This window comes from Aeromonas enteropelogenes (assembly GCF_000819845.1).
Lineage (GTDB): Bacteria > Pseudomonadota > Gammaproteobacteria > Enterobacterales > Aeromonadaceae > Aeromonas > Aeromonas enteropelogenes.
This window is the reverse complement of sequence record NZ_CDCG01000011.1, coordinates 174200-196090: the sequence shown is the minus strand read 5'-3', so window position 1 is coordinate 196090 and position 21891 is coordinate 174200. Positions and strand designations below refer to the sequence as shown.

Below are 21891 nucleotides of genomic sequence, written 5' to 3'. Positions count from 1 at the left end.
ATCCTCTCTACATCAGTCATTAAATAAAGAAACAAAGTGTTTATACACCTGTTCAGGTGTTATTTCACAAATGCAATGCGCTTGTGTTTCTTTACACGAACGCACACAATTCTCTAAACCAATCACTGGTTGCACACAAGTATATTTTACACCCCATGGACCAAATCGTTTACTTGAGTTCGCGTGCCATAAATATCCAGTCATGGGATGTTTTGATATCTCTAATATTGGTACGCCGACTGCGGCAGAAATATGCATTAAACCACTATCATGACCAATATACATTTTTGATCCACAGACAATAAGAGCACTATCCATTAATGAAATCTTACCAACAGAATTAATCGCATTTGTATGGTTTGAAATATAATCTGCATCATCAACGACATCTTCTCCCCCCAGTAGCTTCACCTCAATATTAGAGTATTCTCTGCTGAGCAGATTAATAAAGGAAACATAATTTTCCTTAGGCCATCTTCTGTCTTGGCCTGCGGCACCAAGTCCGACAACCAAGTAATTTGATGATGAATTATTTGCAGCAATACCAATATTGAGTCTATTAATGTTTTCGGTATCCAAACCAAGTTGGTTAGCAAACCATAACATCCGTTCAGATTCATGTAGCTCATACGGTGGATTATAGTTTTTTGTCATCATTCGGTCATAAAGAATATTAAACTCTAAGGCCACCGGATCAATAGACAAACCAAGCCTTTCCTTTATGCCCAACATAACAGAAACAAACCGATACAAGTTTGTATCCACACAATAGCGAGGAAATAGTGCGACTTCAAATTCAGATAACTCTTCCTTAAGAGATCTTATGTCCGCTTCTAGATAGTTATACAACTCTTTTGAAAAGCGCGATTTTTTTCTATTTATTGGGAGATATATTATTTTTGAATACCTGCTGTCACACTCAAAAATACTTCGCATGGCCTCTGTTGTGACTAGAACGATCTCTTTCGCATTACTATTCAACACGGCATCAAAAAAGGGGGTTGTAGTAACCACATCACCAATACATTCAACCTTAAATATAACAACTTTCTTACCATCCAGATTGATCTTATCATTTTTGAACTTTGCATGAGAAAACTGTGAGAATGAGATTGCCCACCTAGTCAGATTGGAAAGATGTTCGTCAATTATTCCTTTTTCATATTCATCAATATCGACGCAAGCGACTAAATCAGATATCCGCTGCAAAACTCTCTCATTACCAAGACCAAGCTCATTAATTTCAGGCTGATAAGCCAATAATATTGGATATATTAATGATCGATTATGTTTAACATGAACACCTGATATCTGACTTAAACAGGGTAAAATATTATCCCCATCTCTAAATGCAATCAGTTTGTGTCTTTTTTGGTACGCTTTTAATGCAACTGCATGCCCAAGCCAACGGTTATTTGAGCGCATCACATCATCAATATAGTCAAACAAAAAATCTTGTTTTAATATTACTCCTGCCAAGAAATTATCTGGTGTAACGTATTTTTTGGGGCTAAACACCTCATCAGACTTTATTTCACCGCAGGAAAAATGAAATGTGGCAATTGCATTCCCTAATGACATTAACTGTTCAATATCATTCAATTTGGGAATAGCCATTAAGCTATCATCAGAAACAGCCAAAAACAGTTCAAACTCAGTCTTTCTTCTGGAAATGTAATCATATAAATCATCCTCGCTCACAATATCAGCATTCGCCATTGTGATATCACGAATCAAAAAGTGATTTTTATTTGATTTGTGATCATTTGCAGGAACTATGCAATAGTGCCAATCAGATGGCCATGTTGATAAATATGCATTCATTAAAAAACTGTTAAAATAATAAACTTTAACAACAGCCAGAAGTTTCTTCATGCCACACAATGCTCATAAAATAATTGAAACAAGTCTGTCTACTACTTTTATAGCAACATGTTCATCTTGAATTCTTAATCTATGATGATCCCAACCGGGATAGTCCAAGTGCCAATTTTCACCATCATCAGGGACAAGAATAATCGAGTTAACATTGTATGCTGAGGCGATGTGTGCTGTTGCCGATCTGGGCGTTACAGCACATCGTGCATGCCTAATAATACTTAACATAGATAACTCATCGTTGATAAAATCACCATTAGCACCTGCATCAAGCAATTGTTTATTCATCAACTCACTCTCAGCAATGAGAGCGGAATCGCGAGAATTAACGGGAACATACCATCCGGTCAGGATAACAGGTAATGGCGCACTATTTATTATCTCAACGAGAGATTCAATTGCGAGATTTGGCTTCGCCCAATTTGACGTTGGTTGTAACGCAATATATCCACCAGGTATTAACCCGTCTAGGACAGGTACGTCTGGCAGTTCAATTCTTGGTAACTCATCAAAGTCCATACCCAAACCAAGATAATAAGTACCTAAGTAATTTCCTGCTGGCGAGGATTCTTTTTCCCTATGAAATAAAAAATAATTTTCAGGCAATGGAAAAGCACCACACCCAACGTGAATAATATCATCATCGTATAATGAAACTATTTTATATAAACCATTAAAGCAAACAGTTAAATTTTTATTTCTTCTAGCAAACTCCCTTGCAGCGCTCATGGCGCAAATCTTATCACCTAACCCCCACCCCGTTTCTACAACAACCTCAACACGCATAGAAATATCATGTGAAATATAATCTGGAACACCAATACACCCAGGTCTCAAATATTTTACATTCCTGCAGTCTAGTTCGCTAGCTAATTGAGACCGAAATGTTCTGTCATTGTAGCAGGCACATAAGTCAATAAGTTTTATTTGGTGCTTATTACAAATTCCAGATAAATAACCCATTATTTCATCATGATACTTTACATTCATAACAACGACAAAATCAGGATTTATCGACGGTAATTCTTCATAGTGATAAACATATAAGCCATTCCCAACACCACCTATTTTTAATGGATCTCGATCTAATGCACCGATCACATCGAATCCATAGAACATCCCTCGATATAATGCATTAAAAACTAATTCACAATGAGGTGCAAGAATGATGGTTTTACTTTGGAAACGATGTGAATCCAACTGTTCGGCAATGTTCGAACTAATGATATTTGGAATAGGAGCCAAGTAACTTTGAAGCGTGTAAGTCATACCTCAAAACCTTAAGTTGTTATATTAAACAGCCAAAACCAAAACCGGTGTAACACCATAGCTTTCATTAATTTTCTCGATTATTTCAGAGCGAAATGCCCTTGATGCAACCACAAATGTTGCAACACCCATTCCTTTTGCTACATCTAATGAAATAACCAAGTTATCACCTAAACAAAAACTATTGAATTCTGCTCTCTGATCTATGACATGCTCAATATTGATGCCATGTGATTTTAAATACTCGTATACTTTCAATCCCAATTCACCAGCGCCATATAATGCAGTTTGGGTAATACCTAACTGTTGTAATTTCTGCAGCAACAACGGAGCGACTTTCTCATCATCCTGATAGGCAGCCAATTCACCACACAGTTGTAATTGATCAGGGAAAGCCAATGCCACTAGTCCCGGATACCAGGCCACGCAGCGCAAAATTGGATCCGTGCCGTCCAATGACAGCTGATATGCCTGCTCACCTGAATGAACTCGTTCTTTAAGCGCAAGCATCTGACAGTACGGCAACAGCGGTTGACTACGCCCCGGCGCCATCGGTAGCGGTAAATCGGCCAGCAGACGAGCTTCTTGCCACATCGGGTAGAGAATCAGGCGATAGAGAATCGCTACTAGGTAGTGGCGTTCGGCGCGTGACGGCCCCGCAGCCATCCAGCCAGCTTCGGATGCCCGAGCCCCCCATGCCAACAGAGTACAAATAAACACCTCGCGCGATTGCTGATCGCGGATCGCCGCCTCGGATTGAGCCACCAGCATGGGCGAGATCTGGCCATCCGCCGCCAACTGGTAGCCTCGGGTCGAGCTGAGCGGACCATTAATCAGAATCTCGCTCACTTCCGGATAGGCGGCCAGTTGAGATGCCCATGCTTTGCACTCCGCAGGCTGAAAAACTTGCAGTTTTTGGCGCAGTGCCACTCGGCTCGCACGCTGACTGGCATAGAACATGAAATAGGTGACATCATCCAGCCCTGCCAGCTGATGGAGATTTTGCAACAGGCTGCCACCACATCCCCAATCGAGTATGGCGATCTCAGGGGCGTTTGTTACCCCCTGTTGCACCAGGTATTGCAGCAGCCACTGCCGCTGTTGCTGCAAGTGGGCAACAATCTGCGGCTGGACAGTTTCCAACCAGCTCAGCACCTCACACCAGAGCGGCGTTTGTACCAGCTCCGACAGGGTGCAATGCTGCTGCGCTACCCAGCTCTCAGGGCATGCCAACCCCAGATCCTCAAGCAACTCAGTCAGCGTATATCCACGGCGCTGACAGAGCTGATGCACAAGCTCCAGCGACCACTCTCGACTGGGTAAAAAGCTGGAACGACGGGAGACTGCCAGCGTCTTGACAGCCAGCTTGTGTCCGGGAATTTGCGCCACGAGACGCGCGATGACATCGCCTTCGCGCAACAGGCAGAACAGAGTGGTGATCCCCTGTTGCTGACAGCGCACGATGAGCCAGCGGACAAAAGCGTAGAGAACCGGCGCATAAACACGACTAGCTAATCCAGAATTGGCCGTGCCATCACTCAGCCAGCGCCATTGCCGCCGCAACCGCTCCAAGCCAGGGATGGCAAGAGGGAACAGGCGCTGCTCGTATTTCAATTGCGCCAGGTAATCATCCCCTAAGCCAACATGAAAGGCACTCAGCCCAGAGGCTTTTGCCATCTGCAGGTCGGTGATCTTGTCGTCCCCGATGTGCAAAACTGATGCGGGCTGCCAGTGCTGCTCAGCCAACAGACGCTGATACAAGCCACCATCCTGTTTGCTGGCCCGATATTCGCCAGAAACATAGATCCTATGTAACAACAGCTGCGGAGCCTTGGCACTGAAGAAGCGCTGTAACAGGCTGGCAGGTAAATACATATCGGAGAGTAACACGATCGGTAAGCCGCTCTGTTGCTGGTTGACTAGCCAATCGACCAGTACAGAATTAAGCCGCCAGTTATCGTATTCCAGCTGCTGTTCCAACTGAGCCAACGGCTTCCCCTGCATGCTGGGCCAGCAAGCATAGATGTGCTCCAATCGTACTTCTCTGTGACCTTCTCGCTCCATCATCTGACGCCGCGCCATCGCCTCAGCCTCTTTCCGGTATTCGACAAAAGCGTCCGGATCATCGTTGCATAGCAGCCCAGAGTGATAGGCCTGCTCGGCCAACTGCCGCCAGAATTGCTCGACGGTTCCTGCGTGACGGAAGATCAAGGTATCGAATACATCACATGAAACTGCACGGATCGGCTGCACTTTCAGAACGCCATCTAATTCAGATAGATAATTCATCACGCTTATCTCCCTATCATCGGCTGAGCCAGGAGCTGATAGTGTTGCAGCGCATTGTCCACCGCATTATCCATATCGAAATAGCGATATTCGGCAAGGCGCCCCAAGGCGATCACCTGTGGGAACTTGGTTAACTCATCACGACAAGTCTGATAATGCTGTTGGGCTGCGTCGGTAAACAGCGGGTAGTAAGGCTCGAGCCCTTGTTCTGGCTGATAGTCACAGGGATATTCGTAAACGATGCTGGTACCGGGATGCACTTGCCCGCTGAAATGCTTGAACTCGGTGATCCGCGTGAAGGCTTCTTCATTCGGATAGTTGACGGTGGTGACAGGTTGAAATTGTTCCTGCGCCAGATGCCGATGCTCAAAACGCAGTGAGCGATATGGCAGGCAATTCCCCTCTGCCGGCAGCAGATGATCCAGCATCCCGGTATAGATCAAGGGGCCGTCAAACGGCGCTCCATCCAGCAGCACCTGCTTATGCTGCCAGTCCAGCTTGACATGCTGTGCCATGGGGGTCGACAGCCTCACGTCAATCAGCTGGTGCGCGAGCATGCGCTCAAACATGGCGGTATAGCCTGCGGCCGGCACCGCCTGCCAGGGATCGGTGAAATAGCGATCATCCCGACTGACCACCACGGGTACCCGCGCCGTCACCTCGGGGGAGATCTGCTCGGGCGGTACCCCCCACTGTTTGCTGGTGTAGTTGACAAAAGCCTTCTGATAGATGAAATCCGCCAGTTCACCCAGCAGGGGATCCTGTTCCTTCCGCAGTTCGAGAATCGGCACTCTGGCGCCGTCCCCGAACCGAGTGCGCAGTGCCTCAATCATGGCGCCGGCCTTGTCGGCGGGGAAACAGCGTTCGATGCTGGTCAGGTTGAACGGGATCGGCACCAATTGCCCATCGATGCGTGACAGCACACGATGCTCGTAAGGCAACCACTCGGTGAAGGCCGACAGATACCCCCACACCTCATGGTTATCGGTATGAAAGAGATGGGGCCCGTAGCGGTGTACCAGCACACCATACTCGTCATACTCATCGAAGCAGTTACCACCAATGTGGTTACGCTGCTCCAGCACCAACACCTTCCAGCCGAGCTGGCTGGCCATCCGCTCGGCCATCACGGCGCCGGATAGGCCGGCGCCGATGACAATCGCCTGATAATTCATTGAGAAGCCCCGAAAAGCTGTTGCGCCACGATTGTGGGTTGAGCACGATTCTCCCAGGCCAATTGATGTCGCTCATCGAAGAACCAGCCATCCACCACGGATTCATTGATGAAGCGCTCGAAACGCGCCACATCGCCTTGCTTGAGAAAATAGAGTGCCGTCGCGAAACGGTAGTGCGCCTTGCCTGCCGCGATAACAGAATCGGCGATCCCGAATGGACGCGCGTTGTCACAGGCTTTGAGTTGATCAGCCAGTACCTGTTCCCGCCGCTCTGGCGAACGCTTGGTTTGTCCCCCAAAGCTATGAGTGTGGATCCGGTAACGTCCATAAACCTCCGGAATGCCATCGACGCTCCCCTTGCCATACAAGGCGTTGAGGATGTGCCACGGATGGTCGAGGATGATCTTGCAATCGGCATCCACCGCCTCCTGCAAGTGAGGATGGCGCCGAAAGGCGATCGAACTGGCATTGGGGAAACAGCCATAGCGGATCAAGTGTTCTGCACTGGCCTTGCGGGGAATATAAGCAGCATTGTAATAATCGCGGCTGTAATGGGCCGTAACCTCTTCTGTTTCGCTGTCAAATACCTCTGCCTCGTGGTAACAGAGCGCACAGCCGGGATGGACATCCAGATAGTCGGCCAGTACCTGCAACTTGCCAGGCAGAGCAAGATCATCACCATCGACGTAGGCAATATATTCACCTCTCGCCTCGGCAAGCAGGCGTTTCTGGGTCTTGGCCAGCCCCATATTCTGCGGATTCTGCAATGCCCTCAGCCGCGGCCACCGGGCAGCCAAGCGCTGCATGATGGACCAGGAACCATCGCTCGAGCCGTCATCGATGGCGATCACTTCAAAATCGAAATTGGTTGTCTGCTCGAGCAGGCTGAGCAGGCAGGGTTCGATAAAGCGCTCCAGGTTGTAGACCGGCACCAATACGCTGAGTTTCATGACGAGATCCAGGAAAATGAGTAGAAAAGAAGCGAACGGGGGAAAATCGGCAAGGCTACCGCACGGTCTGTGTCAACCTTTCTCCCCCTTGATGGGAATTTTTACTGCAAAGCCTGTGCCAAAAAAAGTTAATTCATTGAAATATCTGGTTTTTTGTGAGATCGCAACCATTATTGCGCGTTTGTGTGCCCACGGCTGCACACTCGCAGCATGTCGAGCCCATCCCAGTGCCATTCGAATGCCAGTGCCTGGCCAGGGGCTACGACCCTGTCGATGCGACAGGCTGTTGCTTCTACCAATGCGGCTTCGCACTGCGCTTTTTGTTCGCCCACCCAGACACAGGTTTGCATGTCCCAAGGCTGTTTCAGCAACTCAATCAGGTTATCGGCCACAAATTCGGCAACTGTACCTCCCCCGATATGAGGGAGCCGCAGCGAAGTGGCAGGAGTCAATAAGGTGACGCCTGGGAGTGTGCTCAACTGCATCTCACCCGCCATGGCGGCATTTTGTTGACTGTTGATGAGGCGCTCCATGGCCAACGCGGGATCCTGGGCGAAGGGAGCAAACACCGCCTCCAGCACATGCCGGCGCAGGTCATTATCTGGCTCTCCCAACCAGCAGAGGGTAGTCGGCGAGGCGCACGCCCGCTGATTGAAGCGGGTACAGTCCTGCTGCAGGGCCGACAGCACTTGCTGCAATCGTTCTGGCGGCAGTCCTGCCAGCCAACGACTGTCGAGCACCGCCATGGAACGGCGATCCGGAAACACCACTTCCTGGGCATTCGGGGAGAGCGGAATGGCTCGCACCCGGCGGATGGTTTCATCGCCCCCCCAGACGATGCGCAGGCGACAGCGATCCGACAGCCAGGCGGTGATCCCCTCGTCATGGCCGTAACGCACGAAGCGGGTACGCTCGGTAACAGGGCGCCACCCAGGTTGTTGAAACAGCTCGTTCAGGATGGCCAGCATGGCCTCCTGCATCGGATCAATCCGTGATGAGAGACGCACCACCGAGCTGTTGCCCGTCAAGAGCGCCATCAACCAGGAGTAGAAGGCCACTGTCGGGACGTTGGAGGGCACCAGATGAAAAACCATACCAAGCGGCATGCGCCCCGCCATGCGCTTGCGCTGCTCATCAATATTCCTCGGGCGAAGCCAGAAACCCAGCGCGGCCAGATCGGGATAACGCCGCCCCTCCTGCTGCAAACGGGTCGACAGCGCCGCCAAGAAATCGCAGATGACGGGGGCAAAGCAGGGCAAGGGGTCGGCAATAAAACCATACCAATCCGCCAGAGGGGCCACGAAACTAACCTTGGGACCTCCCTGCCACTGCAAAGCCTGCGAAGGGGTTACTGGAAGGTGTCGCTGCATCCTCTCACCTCGGCGCCCGGCTGGCGCCCTGATACATGAAAATAACGGCCACGGCGGCCACAAGGGCAGTCATCCTCTCCCAGCAAGACGCCAAGATCTTCGGTCAACAGGCTGTGACCCGGATAACTGCCGGGAATGGCCGAGAGCACCTGCAACAGGCCCAGCCGGCCCATCCCCAGCGGTTGATGGGTCAGCGGATCACGCACCAGCAGATCGGCAAACACGGGGGCATGGAGATGACCCTGTTCACACTCGACGAAGACCGAGCCCACCTGCTCCACCATGCCGTAAAAATTGTGCACCCGACGCAAACCCAGTTGCTCGTGACAGCGCAGCTTGAAGGCCGGATTGTCCACCGCCAGATGCTGCAATTTCTTCCAGCCCCCACTGTGAAACAGGATGCCCTCGGCAAAGGGCAGCTGTATACCACGCTCGCGTAGCGGCTCCAGCAGGCACTGCCACACCATGAAGGTAAAGCCAAACAGTAACACGGGCTGACCGGCGTATTTGTCACAAAATGCCTCGATGACCGGCCAGTTGGGCCGCATCTGCTCATCAAGGGCATAGGTATGATCACGCCCGAGGAAGGAGAGCCCCAGGGCCCCCGCCCCGCGAGCCGAAAAACCGCTGCGATTCTGAATAAGCGCGGGTTGCTCCACCAGCAACATGGGCAGACGCTGCTTGCCGACAAACTCCTGCAGGATCTTCACCAGCACCTTGCTCTGCAGGGCGGCGGTCTCCCGATCCAGCACTATCCGCGACGGCGCCCCCGTGGTGCCCGATGAGGTCAGTACCTTGAACACCTCCTCCTCTGGCACGCTCTGCCATTTGGCCAGTTTGAACAGGCGCGCGGCGAGATAGGGTAGCTCAGCGCAAGACGTAGCTTGCCCCCAGCCAAAGGCCGACAAGATATTGGCGTAAGGGGGACAAGCTTGCTGATGCCGGGCAGTCAGCTCGTTGAGGCGCGCCAGCAACAGAGCCGACTTCTCCTGCTGGACAAGGTCGAAAACGGGGGACTCCAGCAACCTGTTCATGATGCCTCCAACAGGGTCAGCAGGGCCGGGTAATCAATCTTCATATTGCTGCGTCGTGGCAGCGGCTGCATGCGAATGCGAACGCAGGAGGGGGGTACCATCAACCAGCGGGCAACCTCGATCTGCAGCACATCGCATGCAACCTCTTCCCCTTCGATGGCTACCAGCAGGCGATCGTCGCGACCGGTCGCGGCGCAGGAGTGGCCCCGAGCCTGCAACCAGCTCTCCACCTCGGCCAGACTCACCCGTTTGCCAAAGAGCTTCAGGAAGCGATTGAGACGCCCGGTCAGGTAGAACCGTCCGGCCTCGTCGCAGCGGGCCAGATCACCGGTAAAGAGAGCCTCCACCTCGCGCCCGCGCGCCAGCTCAGCCATGCCTTCGGCATAACCCAGCATGACGTTGGGGCCTTCATAGACCAGCTCTCCCTCCCCTTCGGGCAGTCCCGGCTCGGGACGCAAAGAGAGATGCCCTCCCGGTACGGCGCGACCGATGGCATCCGGGGCTACCAGCACTTCGTCATGCCCCAACCAGGCGATGCGCGGCGCCGCCTCGGTCTGGCCATACATGACAAAAAAACGACGCCCCAGTGACTCGGCCTGATGGGCGAACTGGCTCGCCAAGGTCGGTTCGAGGCGCCCACCGGCCTGGGTCAGGGTCATGAGACTGGGGTAACGGCGCCAGTCAAAGCGCAAACGACTCAGCATCTGGAAAGTGAAAGGCACCCCGGCCACGCTGGTGACCCGATGGGCATTGACCTCCTCCCAAAACTGGCGTTCGAGAGGGCTGGCCGCGCTCTGCACCAGCGAGGCGCCCACCAGCAGATGGCTGTTGAGCACCGACATGCCAAAGGAGTAGAAGATCGGCAGGCTGGTGATCGCTCGCTCCGCACTATCCAGCGCCAGATACTCGGCGATGGCGGCGGCGTTGGCATTGAGGCTGTTCCGAGAGATCCGCACCCACTTGCTGGATCCCGTGCTGCCGGAGGTTGGCAGCAGCAAGGCAAGCTCTGGATGCAAAGCGGGTGCCTCGCCAAGGTGCACGAGGCAACCTTCCGCAGTCACGACCAGGCTCGCGCCAAACCGCTCGCACAGGGCACGGCGCGTCTCCTCGTCCTGGGCCGGATCGGCCAGCATGACTGCATGACCATCACGCAAGGCCAGCAGGTAGTGAAGCAGGTGACGAGTTGAGGTCACAAAGGGCAGATAGATCAGCTGACGCCCGCTCGGGTAGGCTTTGGCGAGCCGTGCTACCCGCTGCGCCAGCTCGCCGTAGCTAAGCCAGCCTTCATCGGGATCCCGCCAGGCAGGGGCGCTATTGCCCACCACCAGATGGGTTAGCAAGTCGGGTGCGCTCAAATCAGCATGCCTCCATCGACCCCGATCACCTGACCGGTGACATAACGGGAGAGATCCGAGGCCAGGAACAGTGCCACGCTGGCGACCTCGTCCGGCGTGCCGATGCGCCCCATGGCGATGCTGGCTACCCGTTCGTCAAACTTGGCTGGCGGCAGAGAGCGCGCCATGTCGGTATCGATGAAGCCGGGGGCGATGGCATTGACCCGGATCTGGCTCGCGGCCAGCTCTTTGGCCAGTGACTGGGTAATCCCGATCACCGCCGCCTTGCTGCCGGCATAGACGGCTTGGCCGGCATTGCCTACCCGGCCAATGATGGACGCCATGTTGATGATGCTGCCCCCGCCGGAGCGTTGCATCAGGCGAGCCGCATACTGGCTGCAATAGAGGGTGCTGTAACTGTTGGTCGCGAAGGTGCGCTCTATCTGCTGCTGCTGGACCATGCCGAGCAGCGCATCGTCCAGCACCCCAGCATTGTTGACCAGCACGTCCAGCTGGCGGGTCTGGCCAAAGAGTTGCTGGAAGGCCTGCTTGACCGCCTGCGGATCGGCCACATCGAAGCAAAGCGGTATACAAGGCACGCCAAACTCGACGCCGAGCGCCTCTACCATCCGGGTGATGGCCTCCTCATCGCGACCATTGAGCCACAACTCGGCGCCCTGGGCGGCAAACTGCCGGGCGATGGCGAGACCGATGCCGCGCCCAGCGCCGGTGATCAGTACCCGTTTACCCTGCAACAGGCCGGTCATCAGAGGGCGACGCCATATTTAGCCAGGATCTCCCGCGCCTTGGCGACCGAGCTCATGTCGATGATGTCATCGGTATCGAGCAGCACACCGTAGTGATCCTCCAGCTGGGCAATCAGGCCCATATGGGCGACGGAGTCCCACTGGGGGATCCCCTGATAGCTGAGCGCATCGGAAACCTGTTCAAGCTCGATGCCCAGTGCATCGGAGAAAATCTGTTCTAGTTGCATCATCAATACCTTATAAAACGAGCGATTTTGGCGCGAGCGGCGAAATAGGCCTCCCGTTCGAGCACATACAAACCGAGGCCATCCTCCTGCGTCTCGTAAAGACGGTAGCCACACGCCTCGTGAAAGCGGACAGAAGCCTGATTGCTGGCAAATATCTTGCCAAACAGCTGTGACAGCCCCAGCCCTTCAAAGGCCAGATCATTGAGGGCGAAGGCAACGCAGAAGGGCACTATGTTGTTGCGATACTCATCGACATAGATATACATGCCCGGTTCACAATGCCCGGCGTCACGATTGACTTTGATAAGAGAAGCGACCCCGATGGGCTGATCTTTAAACCAGACCAGATAATAAAACTGATCCTGCGCGTGCTGCAGCCTGACAAACCACTGCTGCTGCATCTCCCTCGTGATATGGGTCTTGTCCAGCATCAGGTCGGCAATCTTGGGATCGTTGCGCCACTGGCGCACCATCTCGATATCATCCTGTGCCAGCGCCACCAGCTTGACCCCGTAGCGGGCAAACTCTTTCAAACCTGTCATATCACTGTCCATTTCACGGTGATTTTCAATTATCTCTTTTGCCATCAATGAGTTCAATCGAAGATCCTGGGTCATGCCAACTGTCATCATTCACGGATTCAGGGTTACAATTCTGTTTATTACTGTCATATCGGCTTTTCATGGAGAAACTTCATGGCCATCGCCATCATCCCGGCCCGAGGCGGCAGCAAGCGCATCCCGCGCAAGAATATCCGTCCCTTCTGCGGCCAGCCCATGCTCGCCTATGCCATCAACGCCGCCAAAGCGGCAGGGTGTTTCAGCCAGATTGTGGTCTCTACCGATGATGAGGAGGTCGCCTGCGTGGCACGCCAGCTCGGTGCCGACGTACCCTTTTTGCGCGCCGCCAGCCTCGCCGACGACCACACCGGCACCACCCCGGTGGTGATCGATGCTATCCGGCGGCTCGACGAGCTCGGTGTCACCAGCGATCACTACTGCTGCATTTACGCCACCGTGCCGCTCATCCAGGCCGATGACCTGAAGGCAGCCCATCAGCGCTTGCTCGCAAGCCAGGCCCCATTCGTCTATTCGGTGGCGGAATTCGGCTTTCCCATTCAACGGGCAGTACGCATGGATGAGCAGGGACGCGTCACCCCCTTCTGGCCAGGGCAGATGACCAAGCGCTCTCAGGATCTGGAACCCGCCTATCAGGATGCGGGACAATTCTACTGGGGCAGCCGCGCCGCCTGGTTGGGCGGCATCAACCCGGTGGGCGGAGAAGGAATAGGACACATATTGCCAAGGCACAGGGTGGTCGACATCGATACGCCGGAAGATTGGCACCTGGCCGAACTGCTCTATCGGGTATTACACCAGCATGACGTTTGATATCGCATTTCGACTCGACGCAGGCCCCGAGATAGGGCTGGGCCATCTGATGCGCTGCCTGGCCATCGCCGATCGGTTGCTGGTGGCGGGGACCGAGTGCCACTTTCTCTGTTATGGGTTGCCGACTCACCTACTGCCCCTGCTTAAGCTGCACCACTACCACCCTCTGGCTGCGCTGGATGATGCGGGGCCCCTGCCCCGACTGCGGCCTGCATGGCTTATCGTCGATCACTACGCCATCGACCAGCCCCTTGAAGCCTTGCTGGCGTGCCACTGTAGTCAGTTGCTGGTGATCGACGATCTGGCGGATCGACCGCATCACTGTCAGCTACTGCTGGACCAAGGGCCTTTGCGCAGCACAGCCGACTATCAAGCCCTGATACCAGACAACTGTCGCCTGCTGCTGGGAACGGACTATGCGCTGCTGCGCCCGGCCTTCCGACAGCTTGCACGCCGAGACATCGCTCAGTGGCAACGGGGACTCATCTGCTTTGGCGGCGCCGATCCGGCCGGCGCTTGTCTCACCACCCTCAACAGCTTGGCTCGTCTACCCTGGGCCCGCACCATCCAGTGGACTCTGGTGGCGGGCGGCGCCAACCCTTTCTGGCACGAATTGCAGCAGAGGGTTGCCGAACTGCCCGAACTTCGCATCGACTTGTTGCGCCAGAGCGATCAGATGGCGCTGTTGATGGCGCGCCACGATTTTGCCATCGGTGCCGCCGGCGGCATGACCTGGGAGCGTGTCTGCCTCGGCCTGCCAACCCTGGTGGTGCCCATCGTCGACAACCAGCAGTTCAATGATGAGGTGATCGCCCGTTTCCAGTTGGCCGAACGCCTGACGCTAAGCGAGCTCGCTGACCCCTCACGGCTCGCGCAGGCCTTGCACTCACTGGAACAAGAGGCTGAGGCTTATCGCCAACGCGGTCAGCAGCAAGTGGATGGCCTCGGGCTCGATCGCCTCACCGCTTGGCTGCTGCCGCAGACCGGCTATCAGCTGCGGCCCGACGGCCAACGCTGGCAATTTTTACAACAAGATGGCGGGCAGGCAGAGACACGCCTGCTCACCCTTGACCTAAGCGGCCAGCAGCTGGCCTGGCAGGCACACCAGCCACTCAAACCACAAGACTGGCAAGAGCTGGCATATCGCTTGCTAAAGATTTTTTCCCAATTCCCACTTTATCTTGCCAAACCGCCGCAAGATGCGCCCCCCGCCCCCTGGCAGTCGGCGCCACAAGGCTGGCAACTTGGTACAGGAACCTGAACACAGATGCAGATTGCCCATCAATCCATCGGCCCAATACAGAGCCCCTATGTGATCGCCGAACTGTCGGCCAACCACAACGGCAACCTGGAGCGCGCCCTGGCCATCATGACTGCCGCCAAGGAGGCGGGAGCCAGTGCAGTCAAACTGCAAACCTATCGCCCCGATACCATCACCCTCAAAAGCGAACGACCCGAATTCCAGATCCACGGCGGCCTGTGGGATGGCCACAGCCTTTATGACCTCTACGAGTGGGCCCATACCCCCTGGGAGTGGCATCAGGCGCTGTTTGCCAAGGGGCGCGAGCTGGGGCTCACGGTATTTAGCAGCCCGTTCGATTTCAGCGCAGTCGATTTGCTGGAATCCCTTGATTGCCCGGCTTACAAGATTGCTTCCTTCGAGCTGGTAGACCTGCCCCTCATTCGCTACGCCGCCCAGACTGGCAAGCCCCTCATCATGTCCACCGGCATGGCGAATGAGGCCGAGATCGCCGCCGCGGTCGAAATGGCGCTCAAACACGGCAACTGCCAGCTGGCGCTGCTGCACTGCGTCAGTGGCTATCCGGCGCCCGCGGCCGAATACAACCTGCGCGCCATCCCCATGCTGCGCCAGCGCTTTGGCGTCGAGGTGGGGCTTTCTGACCATACGCTGGGCAGCGCCACTGCCATCGCGGCGACCGCGCTCGGCGCCACCCTCATCGAGAAGCACTTCACTCTTGCCCGGGCGGATGGCGGACCGGATTGCGCCTTCTCCATGGAGCCCACCGAGCTTGCCGAACTGGTTGCCTCGGTCAATACCGCCCAGGCAGCGCTCGGCGTGGCCGACTATCAGCTCACCCCGAGCGAGCAGGGCAACCGCGCATTTCGCCGCTCCCTCTATCTGGTCAAGGAGATTGCAGCCGGAGAGCGCCTGACCGAAGCCCACATCAAGTCGGTTCGGCCCGCCCTTGGCCTGCCCCCGGCCGATTACGATCGCCTCCTCGGCAAGCGAGTTATCCGGGACATGAGCGCCAACCAACCGCTGGATTGGGAGTGGATAGCACAGGATGAATGAGGAACTGCTTGCTCGCCATGGCCAGCTTATCAGCGAGCGCTGGCCCACCCTCTGGCCCCGCCTGTTGGCGCAAGATGTAACGCACCTCCAGGTTGAACTGACCGAGGGACTGGGTTCCACCCTCAGCGTCGACGGGATCCAGCTCACCAGCCGTCACGACAGGGGGAAAGAAGCCGAGCTGCAGGCCGCCAGCCTGTCCGAAGAGCCCGTACTGCATATCTATGGCACCGGACTTGGCGATCTGCCCCGCGTGCTGTTGCAACGCAGCAGCTTGCGCCGTCTGGAAGTGAAGATCATGAACGGCGCCCTGTTTGCGCTGGTGCTGCGCCTGCTGGAGCAGGATGACTGGCTCGCTGATCCCAGGGTCGTGCTCACCATCGCGGGAGATGACCAGGAGATCCGATTACCCTTCTTCGCCTTGCCGGCCGAGCTGCTGCTGGTCGACGATGCTGCCGTCCGCATCCGGGATCGACTGATCAGCGAGATCAACCTGCCATTCGTCAATCGGCGCTTCAAAGCCGATGACCCCGAACGCCTGGCGCGACTAGAAAGCAATCGCGAGCTACTGGCGCACGATGCCGACGTGACCAAGCTGTTTGGCTCCCGGCCAGGCTGCACGGCGCTGATCATCGCCACCGGCCCGACACTGGCACGTCACCTGCCCTATCTGGGCGGACTTGCGAAACTACCCACACGACCACTCATCATATGTGTCGATACGGCCTACAAGACGCTGCTCGCGCACCACATCAAGCCGGATCTGGTCGTCACGATCGATCACCTGATAGGTCAGGACAGGCTGCCAGCTCACGGCTCCGAAGAGGTCAAGCTGGTCTACTTCCCCATGCTGCCCCATGAGACGCTGGCCGCCTGGCAGGGGCCGCGCTATGGCGCCTACTCGATGAGCCAGACCTATGAGGCCCTGCGTACCAGCTTGCCCAGAGGCGTGTTGCATTCAGGAGGGAGCGTGATCCACCCGGCCGTGGATCTGGCCGTCAAGATGGGGGCCAACAATGTCATCTTGATGGGCGTCGACTTCGCATTCCCGGGCAATCAAACCCATACCGGTTGGCAAGATGGTTCACTTGGCCCGAGTGCCCATACAGCGCGTCATTGGGTGCACGATGGCCATGGCAATCGGGTGACCACGACCCTGAACTTTGCCGGTTACCTGTGTGAGCTGGAGCGCTACATAGATCGTCACCCCGAGGTTCGTTTCTGGAACACCAGCAAGGATGGTGCGCATATCCAGGGCTGCCACTATCACCCGGAGATAACCCAATGAGTGCCTCTCTGACAGCCCAACTCACTGCATTGGCGCAGCGTTTTCGCCTTGGCTTGTCTCTGGAGGCAATCCAGACACTTCCTGCCTTGCTGGAGCAAGCCGCATCCGAGAGCCTGGGCTGGCCGGCACAACAACAGCAACTGCTGCCCGTGCTCATCAAGCGCATACTGGAGCAACAAGAACGTGAAGATTGGCTGGCTCTGGCTGACGAACTCGAATATGAACTCGTCGCCCTCTTCGAAATGACCGACAAGGGGTGACGCCCTCCCCGGCTTCACGTTCTACACCTCATACAAAAAAGCCCTCCATCTTCTCTGACGGGAGGGCTTTGATTGTTCTGACAGCTCAAGATGTCAAAATATTATGACAACTGATAAGCCAAACCTGGCACAGCCGCGATGTGTCTTCCCTGGATATAATCGAGGGCATGGGGATAAATCATTCCCATACGGTCAAGAAATTCCACAAAGAGATACCTGTGCTCATTGACACATGCCATGCACAGGGTTTCATCATCGTTGAAATAGGCTATCGCCAGATACAGGGTAAACATGCCGTTGAGAGAGCCAAACAGTATGTTGTGGATATGAGACTGCCTGCTTTCACGGATCACGTTGATATATTCCATGCTGCGTTGCATTGCCTCCACCAGCATGGCTCGTGAGGCAAAATCGGCAGCCCAATCCTGTTTCATCAACTCCATCACCCGTGCAAACAGATCAACGTCAAGCAGCGGCTCGATCGCATCACGGGAAGTATCCACCGAGATGGCCATGTCGTTGTAGATATAATCAACCAGCACCTTCTTATCGAGCATGGGTGGCAAATCCACAATATCCCGGCTCTTCAGCGGTTCACACCCCTTGATCAAAGCGCCATCGGAGCAGTTGTATATGTTTGCATCCGGGCAATGCTGAACCAGAAATTCAGCCATCATCACAGAGGCAGAAAATAGCTGATTGGTTTGCACTTCACCGCCAAAGTTGGCAGGCCTGATATTGTCAGCCAACGCCAGCGCCATATCTTTATAAGCGGCGATAGGATTGCCCTTGTCATCATAATAACCGCTCAAGCGGGAGTGATGGTGCTCGGCAGATTTGAATCCATTATCAAGCCCGAATAGATAAACGCGTTCAAAACCAAGGTGCAGCGGCAAACTGATCCCCAGGTTGCCCACCAGCGGATTGATGCAACTCAAGCACTGCAGTTCTGCCGCCCAGTCAAAATGATTGCACAACAGGACGTAAAGCGGCTCGTCAGCCTTAATACCGAGCACATATCGTTTGAACATACGCTTGGTATCGGCATGAATGACATCCGGGGCAATCATCAGGATATCCTGCAAATACTCGCTGGCATTCATCTGGGCAAGATGTGCCGCAACCATGTTAACCCGCTCGACCGCAATATATATGTCCGGCGTAATGCCCGCCCTATAGAGCGAGGAGATTGCCGTACCGCATGCGATCAATATGGCCTGATGCTGATGTGCCCTGATAAATTCGATATCCGCATCCAGCGACGGGCCATTGGCGATGACAAAGACTGGCGTTTTTTTGAGGGATGTGGGCAGTCGGTTTTTCAGACTCAGAAAACGGGCGCCGGCAAGGATATTGTCAACGCCATTTGCGAGGCCAAACAGGCTGTCATCAAAAAATCCCCACCCCATCGCCAGCGAATAGAACTCTTTGGCAATTTGAGCTTGTAGCGATGAGAGCACTGCTGATTGGTAGTGGGACATGCCAAACACTTGGGAAGATAAAAATGCACCTTTTTTATTCACCGCATCCTTGAGGTCCTGCATGATGACATGTTCATCCTGCCCCAGAAAAATGTGAATACCCAGTTTGTTTTCAGCAATGTAATCCAGCAATGGCGCCCAATCAAAACAGAACAAGGATGCGTAGAAAAGATCCAGGTTCGGTTCAAAAACAAACAGATTGGCGATGTTCTTGCGTTCGTAGAGATATCCCAACTGATAGCCAAGGCCCAGACCAAACATAAGCATCAGTGGAATATCGTGAGGAAGAGTCTCAGTGTTGGCGGTATTCTGTTTGCTAAATTCAGCAATCACATTCTGCAATGCATTGGTATAGAGAAAGTGCTGCTGCTGGAAAGGATCCCATTGCCGCTCGATGCCAAATTTTATCAATCCACCGGATGCCAATGCGGCTTCGATCTGTTGCAGGCATTCATCGAATGGATCTTCGCCATATAAAATATGGCCGCTCTCCTGCCAACGCAGATTGGCAATACCATTCTCGATACAAAAAATCTCAAAATCGGCGCTTGGCTTGTAGGATGAAAACTGCTCAGCTATCGAGGGAATATATTTCTGGAAGGCGTCGATATTCTGTGAAAAACGAACCGGAATTAGTTGTGCCAATGCAATTTCTTGCTGATGTTGCAATGTCAAACGTTGCAGCTCATCTTCCGAGCGATTAATGATATCATTTAACGATGGCATTAGAACTCTCCACGGTTTTTATTATATGACGCCAACGCTTTGCTGCTTCTGCTGAGCAATGAAATTGATTCAGCCACTTCATTTTTATGTTGGGAAAGCGTGTCGACAATCTGAGCATCCAGTTCAGACACCTGCTTAACAAATTCGCTATAGTCGACTTGAGGGTCACGATGGGCAATCAACTTGTCGATCACCGCCCGTCGTTCGTCTATCAGAGCGGTAGTGAGGTTTTCATCCTCACCACCCAGCGATACCATGATGCGTTGCGTCAGCCTGATGATTTCATTGCGAAGATCAGGCATCAGGAGAGCTCTCCCCTTTCACGGCGCATCGCATACGCTTTTTGCTTCTCCTCTTCCGGCACCTGATCCCAGGCACTCTTGATGGGAAGCATCAGCCCGATGACCTCATCAATCGCAGCGATATCCATATTCACGGATGCATCAAGCAAACGATCCTTCATATAGGCATACAAGCCATAGAGATCATTGGTAATGCCACCCAGTTCCATATCAAGGGAGTCTTGCAGGCCATTCAATATGGCGGTAGCCGACGAAATCAGCATCGATTTTTGTTCGTAATCCTTGCGCTCAATGGCTCCCTTGGCCTTGGCCAAACGCTCCAGAAAACCCTGCATGAGCAATTGAATGACACGATGGGGATCGGCCACCGACAATTCGGCCTCAAGTGACGTAGCTTTATATGCTTTAATGTTTCGCTGATACATAACACCGTCTCAATTAAATTTACATCAACATGCCAGCCAAGGCATTGGAAGAAGAGTTCATCTTGGCGATCATCACATCGAGTGAAGCATATTTTTTGCGCAAGCCTTCTTCATAAGTCACCATATAGGAATTGAAGTCGGTTCGTTTCTGCGCAATGTCTTTTAATTGGGTATTAATCCCGTCCTGACGCTGAGCCAGCAATCCGGCAGACTTGGTATATTCCTTCATCTGCGGGTCAATGCGCTTGGCCAGACCATCACTGCCGGAAAACAGTGCAGATACGCCATTAAAATCCGACTTCAATTTGTCATCGAGTTTTGTGGAGTCAACGGAGAGTTTTCCATCCTTGTCCATCTTGATGCCGATATCAAACAGCGACTTGATGGCCCCACTGCCTGTCTCACTGGACAGCTCTTTAAAGAGGGTATTCCGGATTGCAAACAGCGTCGGATCACCGGCGAGTTCACCCGGGTCCCCGGTCCGATTACCACCGACGATCACGGGCCTTTTGCCCAAGTCATCCATGGTTGTTTGCAAATCATTGTAAGCCTTGACGAAATTATTGATGTTTTCTTTGGCTTTATCGATGTTGTCTTCGACAGTGACCTTGGTTTTCTTGGAGGTGACCCCGTCAGACTCCTTGTCACTGACTCGCAGTACAGTGAACTTCAAGTCCTGGATAACGTTGTCAAAGGTATTGGAGGAGTTGGTCACCTCCACGCCGTCGATGGTCACCTTGGCATCGACACCATTTTCCCGATCAAAGGATGAAGAGGGACTGCTTGTATCGAATTTCTGCAGCTCTGGCGTACTGGCCGTGATCTGCAGATTGCCGCTACTGCCAGTGACGGACGATTCCAGCACGAGCTGGGACTGACCATTGCTGGTGATGATGTTGGCCGATACGCCAAAATTGCTGTCACTCTTGGCATTGATCCGTTTGCGCAGTTGCTCGAGGGTATCCCCCGCCTTGACATCAACCTCGAAGGACTTGTCACCATCGGTAAAGGTCAACTTGCCATCGGCAGTGGCAATCACGTCTTTGGGCGAGCTGAATGTCCCTGCCTGAGACGTGAGCTTGGTCCCCTTGGCCAGCTGATCTACCTGGATATCATACTTGCCCTGACTGGCTGTATCCGTCGCCGTCATGTTCAGCACCGGATTGGTCGTATCCTGGCTTATGGTGACCTTGCGCCCCGCAAAGTCGGTCGGCTTTGCCAACTTCTGAAGGGCTGTATTGAAGGTGTCGATGGCTGATTTCAACTTGCCGACACCAGAAAGCGAGGTTTTCAGGTTGGCCTCACGGGTCACAACCTGTTTTTCAAACTGGGCTTTCTTTGCATCTAAAGATGCTTTGATGAGATCTTCCAGTGGCAAGCCGGATCCCACGCCAGCAGATGTTATCGAGCCCAT

General features: G+C 53.8%; 20 protein-coding genes. 5 read left to right on the top strand and 15 right to left on the bottom strand.

Annotation, left to right across the window (positions count from 1 at the left end; genetic code table 11):
• Positions 1 to 12: 12 nt before the first annotated feature.
• From BN1123_RS20695 to BN1123_RS04270, 11 genes are all read right to left on the bottom strand, one after another.
• Positions 13 to 1875 (bottom strand): glycosyltransferase family 9 protein, encoded by a 1863-nt coding sequence (locus BN1123_RS20695; RefSeq protein ID WP_082037460.1) that lies wholly within the window; start codon positions 1873 to 1875, stop codon positions 13 to 15.
• Between the two features lie 12 nt (positions 1876 to 1887).
• Positions 1888 to 3147, bottom strand: a complete 1260-nt coding sequence (locus tag BN1123_RS21250; protein WP_156130354.1) for a glycosyltransferase family 9 protein — start codon at positions 3145 to 3147, stop codon at positions 1888 to 1890.
• Between the two features lie 24 nt (positions 3148 to 3171).
• Positions 3172 to 5439: a hypothetical protein gene (locus BN1123_RS04310; protein ID WP_042025535.1), complete on the bottom strand. Its 2268-nt coding sequence runs from the start codon at positions 5437 to 5439 to the stop codon at positions 3172 to 3174.
• 2 nt (positions 5440 to 5441) lie between these two features.
• The gene (gene glf, locus BN1123_RS04305) at positions 5442 to 6611 is read right to left on the bottom strand and encodes a UDP-galactopyranose mutase (RefSeq protein WP_042025534.1); all 1170 of its coding nucleotides are present in this window, start codon (positions 6609 to 6611) and stop codon (positions 5442 to 5444) included.
• Positions 6608 to 7561: a glycosyltransferase family 2 protein gene (locus tag BN1123_RS04300; protein ID WP_042025533.1), complete on the bottom strand. Its 954-nt coding sequence runs from the start codon at positions 7559 to 7561 to the stop codon at positions 6608 to 6610. The genes glf and BN1123_RS04300 overlap by 4 nt, the downstream gene beginning before the upstream one ends.
• A 170-nt stretch (positions 7562 to 7731) precedes the next feature.
• Positions 7732 to 8931, bottom strand: a complete 1200-nt coding sequence (locus BN1123_RS04295) for an acyl-CoA reductase (RefSeq protein ID WP_042025532.1) — start codon at positions 8929 to 8931, stop codon at positions 7732 to 7734.
• Positions 8910 to 9965: a LuxE/PaaK family acyltransferase gene (locus BN1123_RS04290; RefSeq protein WP_042025531.1), complete on the bottom strand. Its 1056-nt coding sequence runs from the start codon at positions 9963 to 9965 to the stop codon at positions 8910 to 8912. The genes BN1123_RS04295 and BN1123_RS04290 overlap by 22 nt, the downstream gene beginning before the upstream one ends.
• The gene (locus tag BN1123_RS04285; protein ID WP_082037459.1) at positions 9962 to 11320 is read right to left on the bottom strand and encodes an AMP-binding protein; all 1359 of its coding nucleotides are present in this window, start codon (positions 11318 to 11320) and stop codon (positions 9962 to 9964) included. Before BN1123_RS04285 ends, BN1123_RS04290 begins: the two co-directional genes overlap by 4 nt.
• Positions 11317 to 12066, bottom strand: coding sequence for an SDR family NAD(P)-dependent oxidoreductase (locus BN1123_RS04280; protein WP_042025530.1), 750 nt, complete (start codon positions 12064 to 12066; stop codon positions 11317 to 11319). The genes BN1123_RS04285 and BN1123_RS04280 overlap by 4 nt, the downstream gene beginning before the upstream one ends.
• On the bottom strand, positions 12066 to 12299 hold the full coding sequence (locus BN1123_RS04275; protein WP_103261815.1) for an acyl carrier protein: 234 nt from the start codon (positions 12297 to 12299) through the stop codon (positions 12066 to 12068). Before BN1123_RS04275 ends, BN1123_RS04280 begins: the two co-directional genes overlap by 1 nt.
• Positions 12296 to 12835: a GNAT family N-acetyltransferase gene (locus BN1123_RS04270; protein WP_197064445.1), complete on the bottom strand. Its 540-nt coding sequence runs from the start codon at positions 12833 to 12835 to the stop codon at positions 12296 to 12298. Before BN1123_RS04270 ends, BN1123_RS04275 begins: the two co-directional genes overlap by 4 nt.
• 153 nt (positions 12836 to 12988) lie before the next feature.
• On the opposite strand from BN1123_RS04270, the gene pseF reads away from it, so the two are divergent.
• Genes pseF through BN1123_RS04245 form a run of 5 tightly spaced genes read left to right on the top strand, consistent with a single transcriptional unit; the run spans position 12989 to position 17543 of the window.
• Positions 12989 to 13684: a pseudaminic acid cytidylyltransferase gene (gene pseF / locus BN1123_RS04265; protein WP_042025527.1), complete on the top strand. Its 696-nt coding sequence runs from the start codon at positions 12989 to 12991 to the stop codon at positions 13682 to 13684.
• Entirely contained in the window at positions 13674 to 14945 is a 1272-nt protein-coding gene (gene pseG, locus BN1123_RS04260) for a UDP-2,4-diacetamido-2,4,6-trideoxy-beta-L-altropyranose hydrolase (protein WP_042025526.1), read from the top strand. Before pseF ends, pseG begins: the two co-directional genes overlap by 11 nt.
• A gap of 6 nt (positions 14946 to 14951) precedes the next feature.
• The gene (gene pseI, locus BN1123_RS04255; protein WP_042025525.1) at positions 14952 to 15998 is read left to right on the top strand and encodes a pseudaminic acid synthase; all 1047 of its coding nucleotides are present in this window, start codon (positions 14952 to 14954) and stop codon (positions 15996 to 15998) included.
• Positions 15991 to 17283 carry a motility associated factor glycosyltransferase family protein gene (locus BN1123_RS04250; protein ID WP_042025524.1) on the top strand — a complete coding sequence of 431 codons (1293 nt, stop codon included), beginning with the start codon at positions 15991 to 15993 and terminating at the stop codon, positions 17281 to 17283. The genes pseI and BN1123_RS04250 overlap by 8 nt, the downstream gene beginning before the upstream one ends.
• A complete protein-coding gene (locus BN1123_RS04245; protein WP_042025523.1) occupies positions 17280 to 17543 on the top strand; it encodes a hypothetical protein in 264 nt (87 codons plus the stop codon). The genes BN1123_RS04250 and BN1123_RS04245 overlap by 4 nt, the downstream gene beginning before the upstream one ends.
• Positions 17544 to 17644: 101 nt before the next feature.
• Here the strand turns inward: BN1123_RS04245 and BN1123_RS04240 are convergent, their stop codons facing one another.
• Genes BN1123_RS04240 through fliD form a run of 4 tightly spaced genes read right to left on the bottom strand, consistent with a single transcriptional unit; the run spans position 17645 to position 21891 of the window.
• The gene (locus BN1123_RS04240) at positions 17645 to 19750 is read right to left on the bottom strand and encodes a motility associated factor glycosyltransferase family protein (RefSeq protein WP_042025522.1); all 2106 of its coding nucleotides are present in this window, start codon (positions 19748 to 19750) and stop codon (positions 17645 to 17647) included.
• A complete protein-coding gene (locus BN1123_RS04235; RefSeq protein WP_042025521.1) occupies positions 19750 to 20052 on the bottom strand; it encodes a hypothetical protein in 303 nt (100 codons plus the stop codon). Before BN1123_RS04235 ends, BN1123_RS04240 begins: the two co-directional genes overlap by 1 nt.
• On the bottom strand, positions 20052 to 20477 hold the full coding sequence (gene fliS, locus BN1123_RS04230) for a flagellar export chaperone FliS (RefSeq protein ID WP_042025520.1): 426 nt from the start codon (positions 20475 to 20477) through the stop codon (positions 20052 to 20054). Before fliS ends, BN1123_RS04235 begins: the two co-directional genes overlap by 1 nt.
• Positions 20478 to 20496: 19 nt before the next feature.
• On the bottom strand, positions 20497 to 21891 hold the full coding sequence (gene fliD, locus BN1123_RS04225; RefSeq protein ID WP_042025519.1) for a flagellar filament capping protein FliD: 1395 nt from the start codon (positions 21889 to 21891) through the stop codon (positions 20497 to 20499).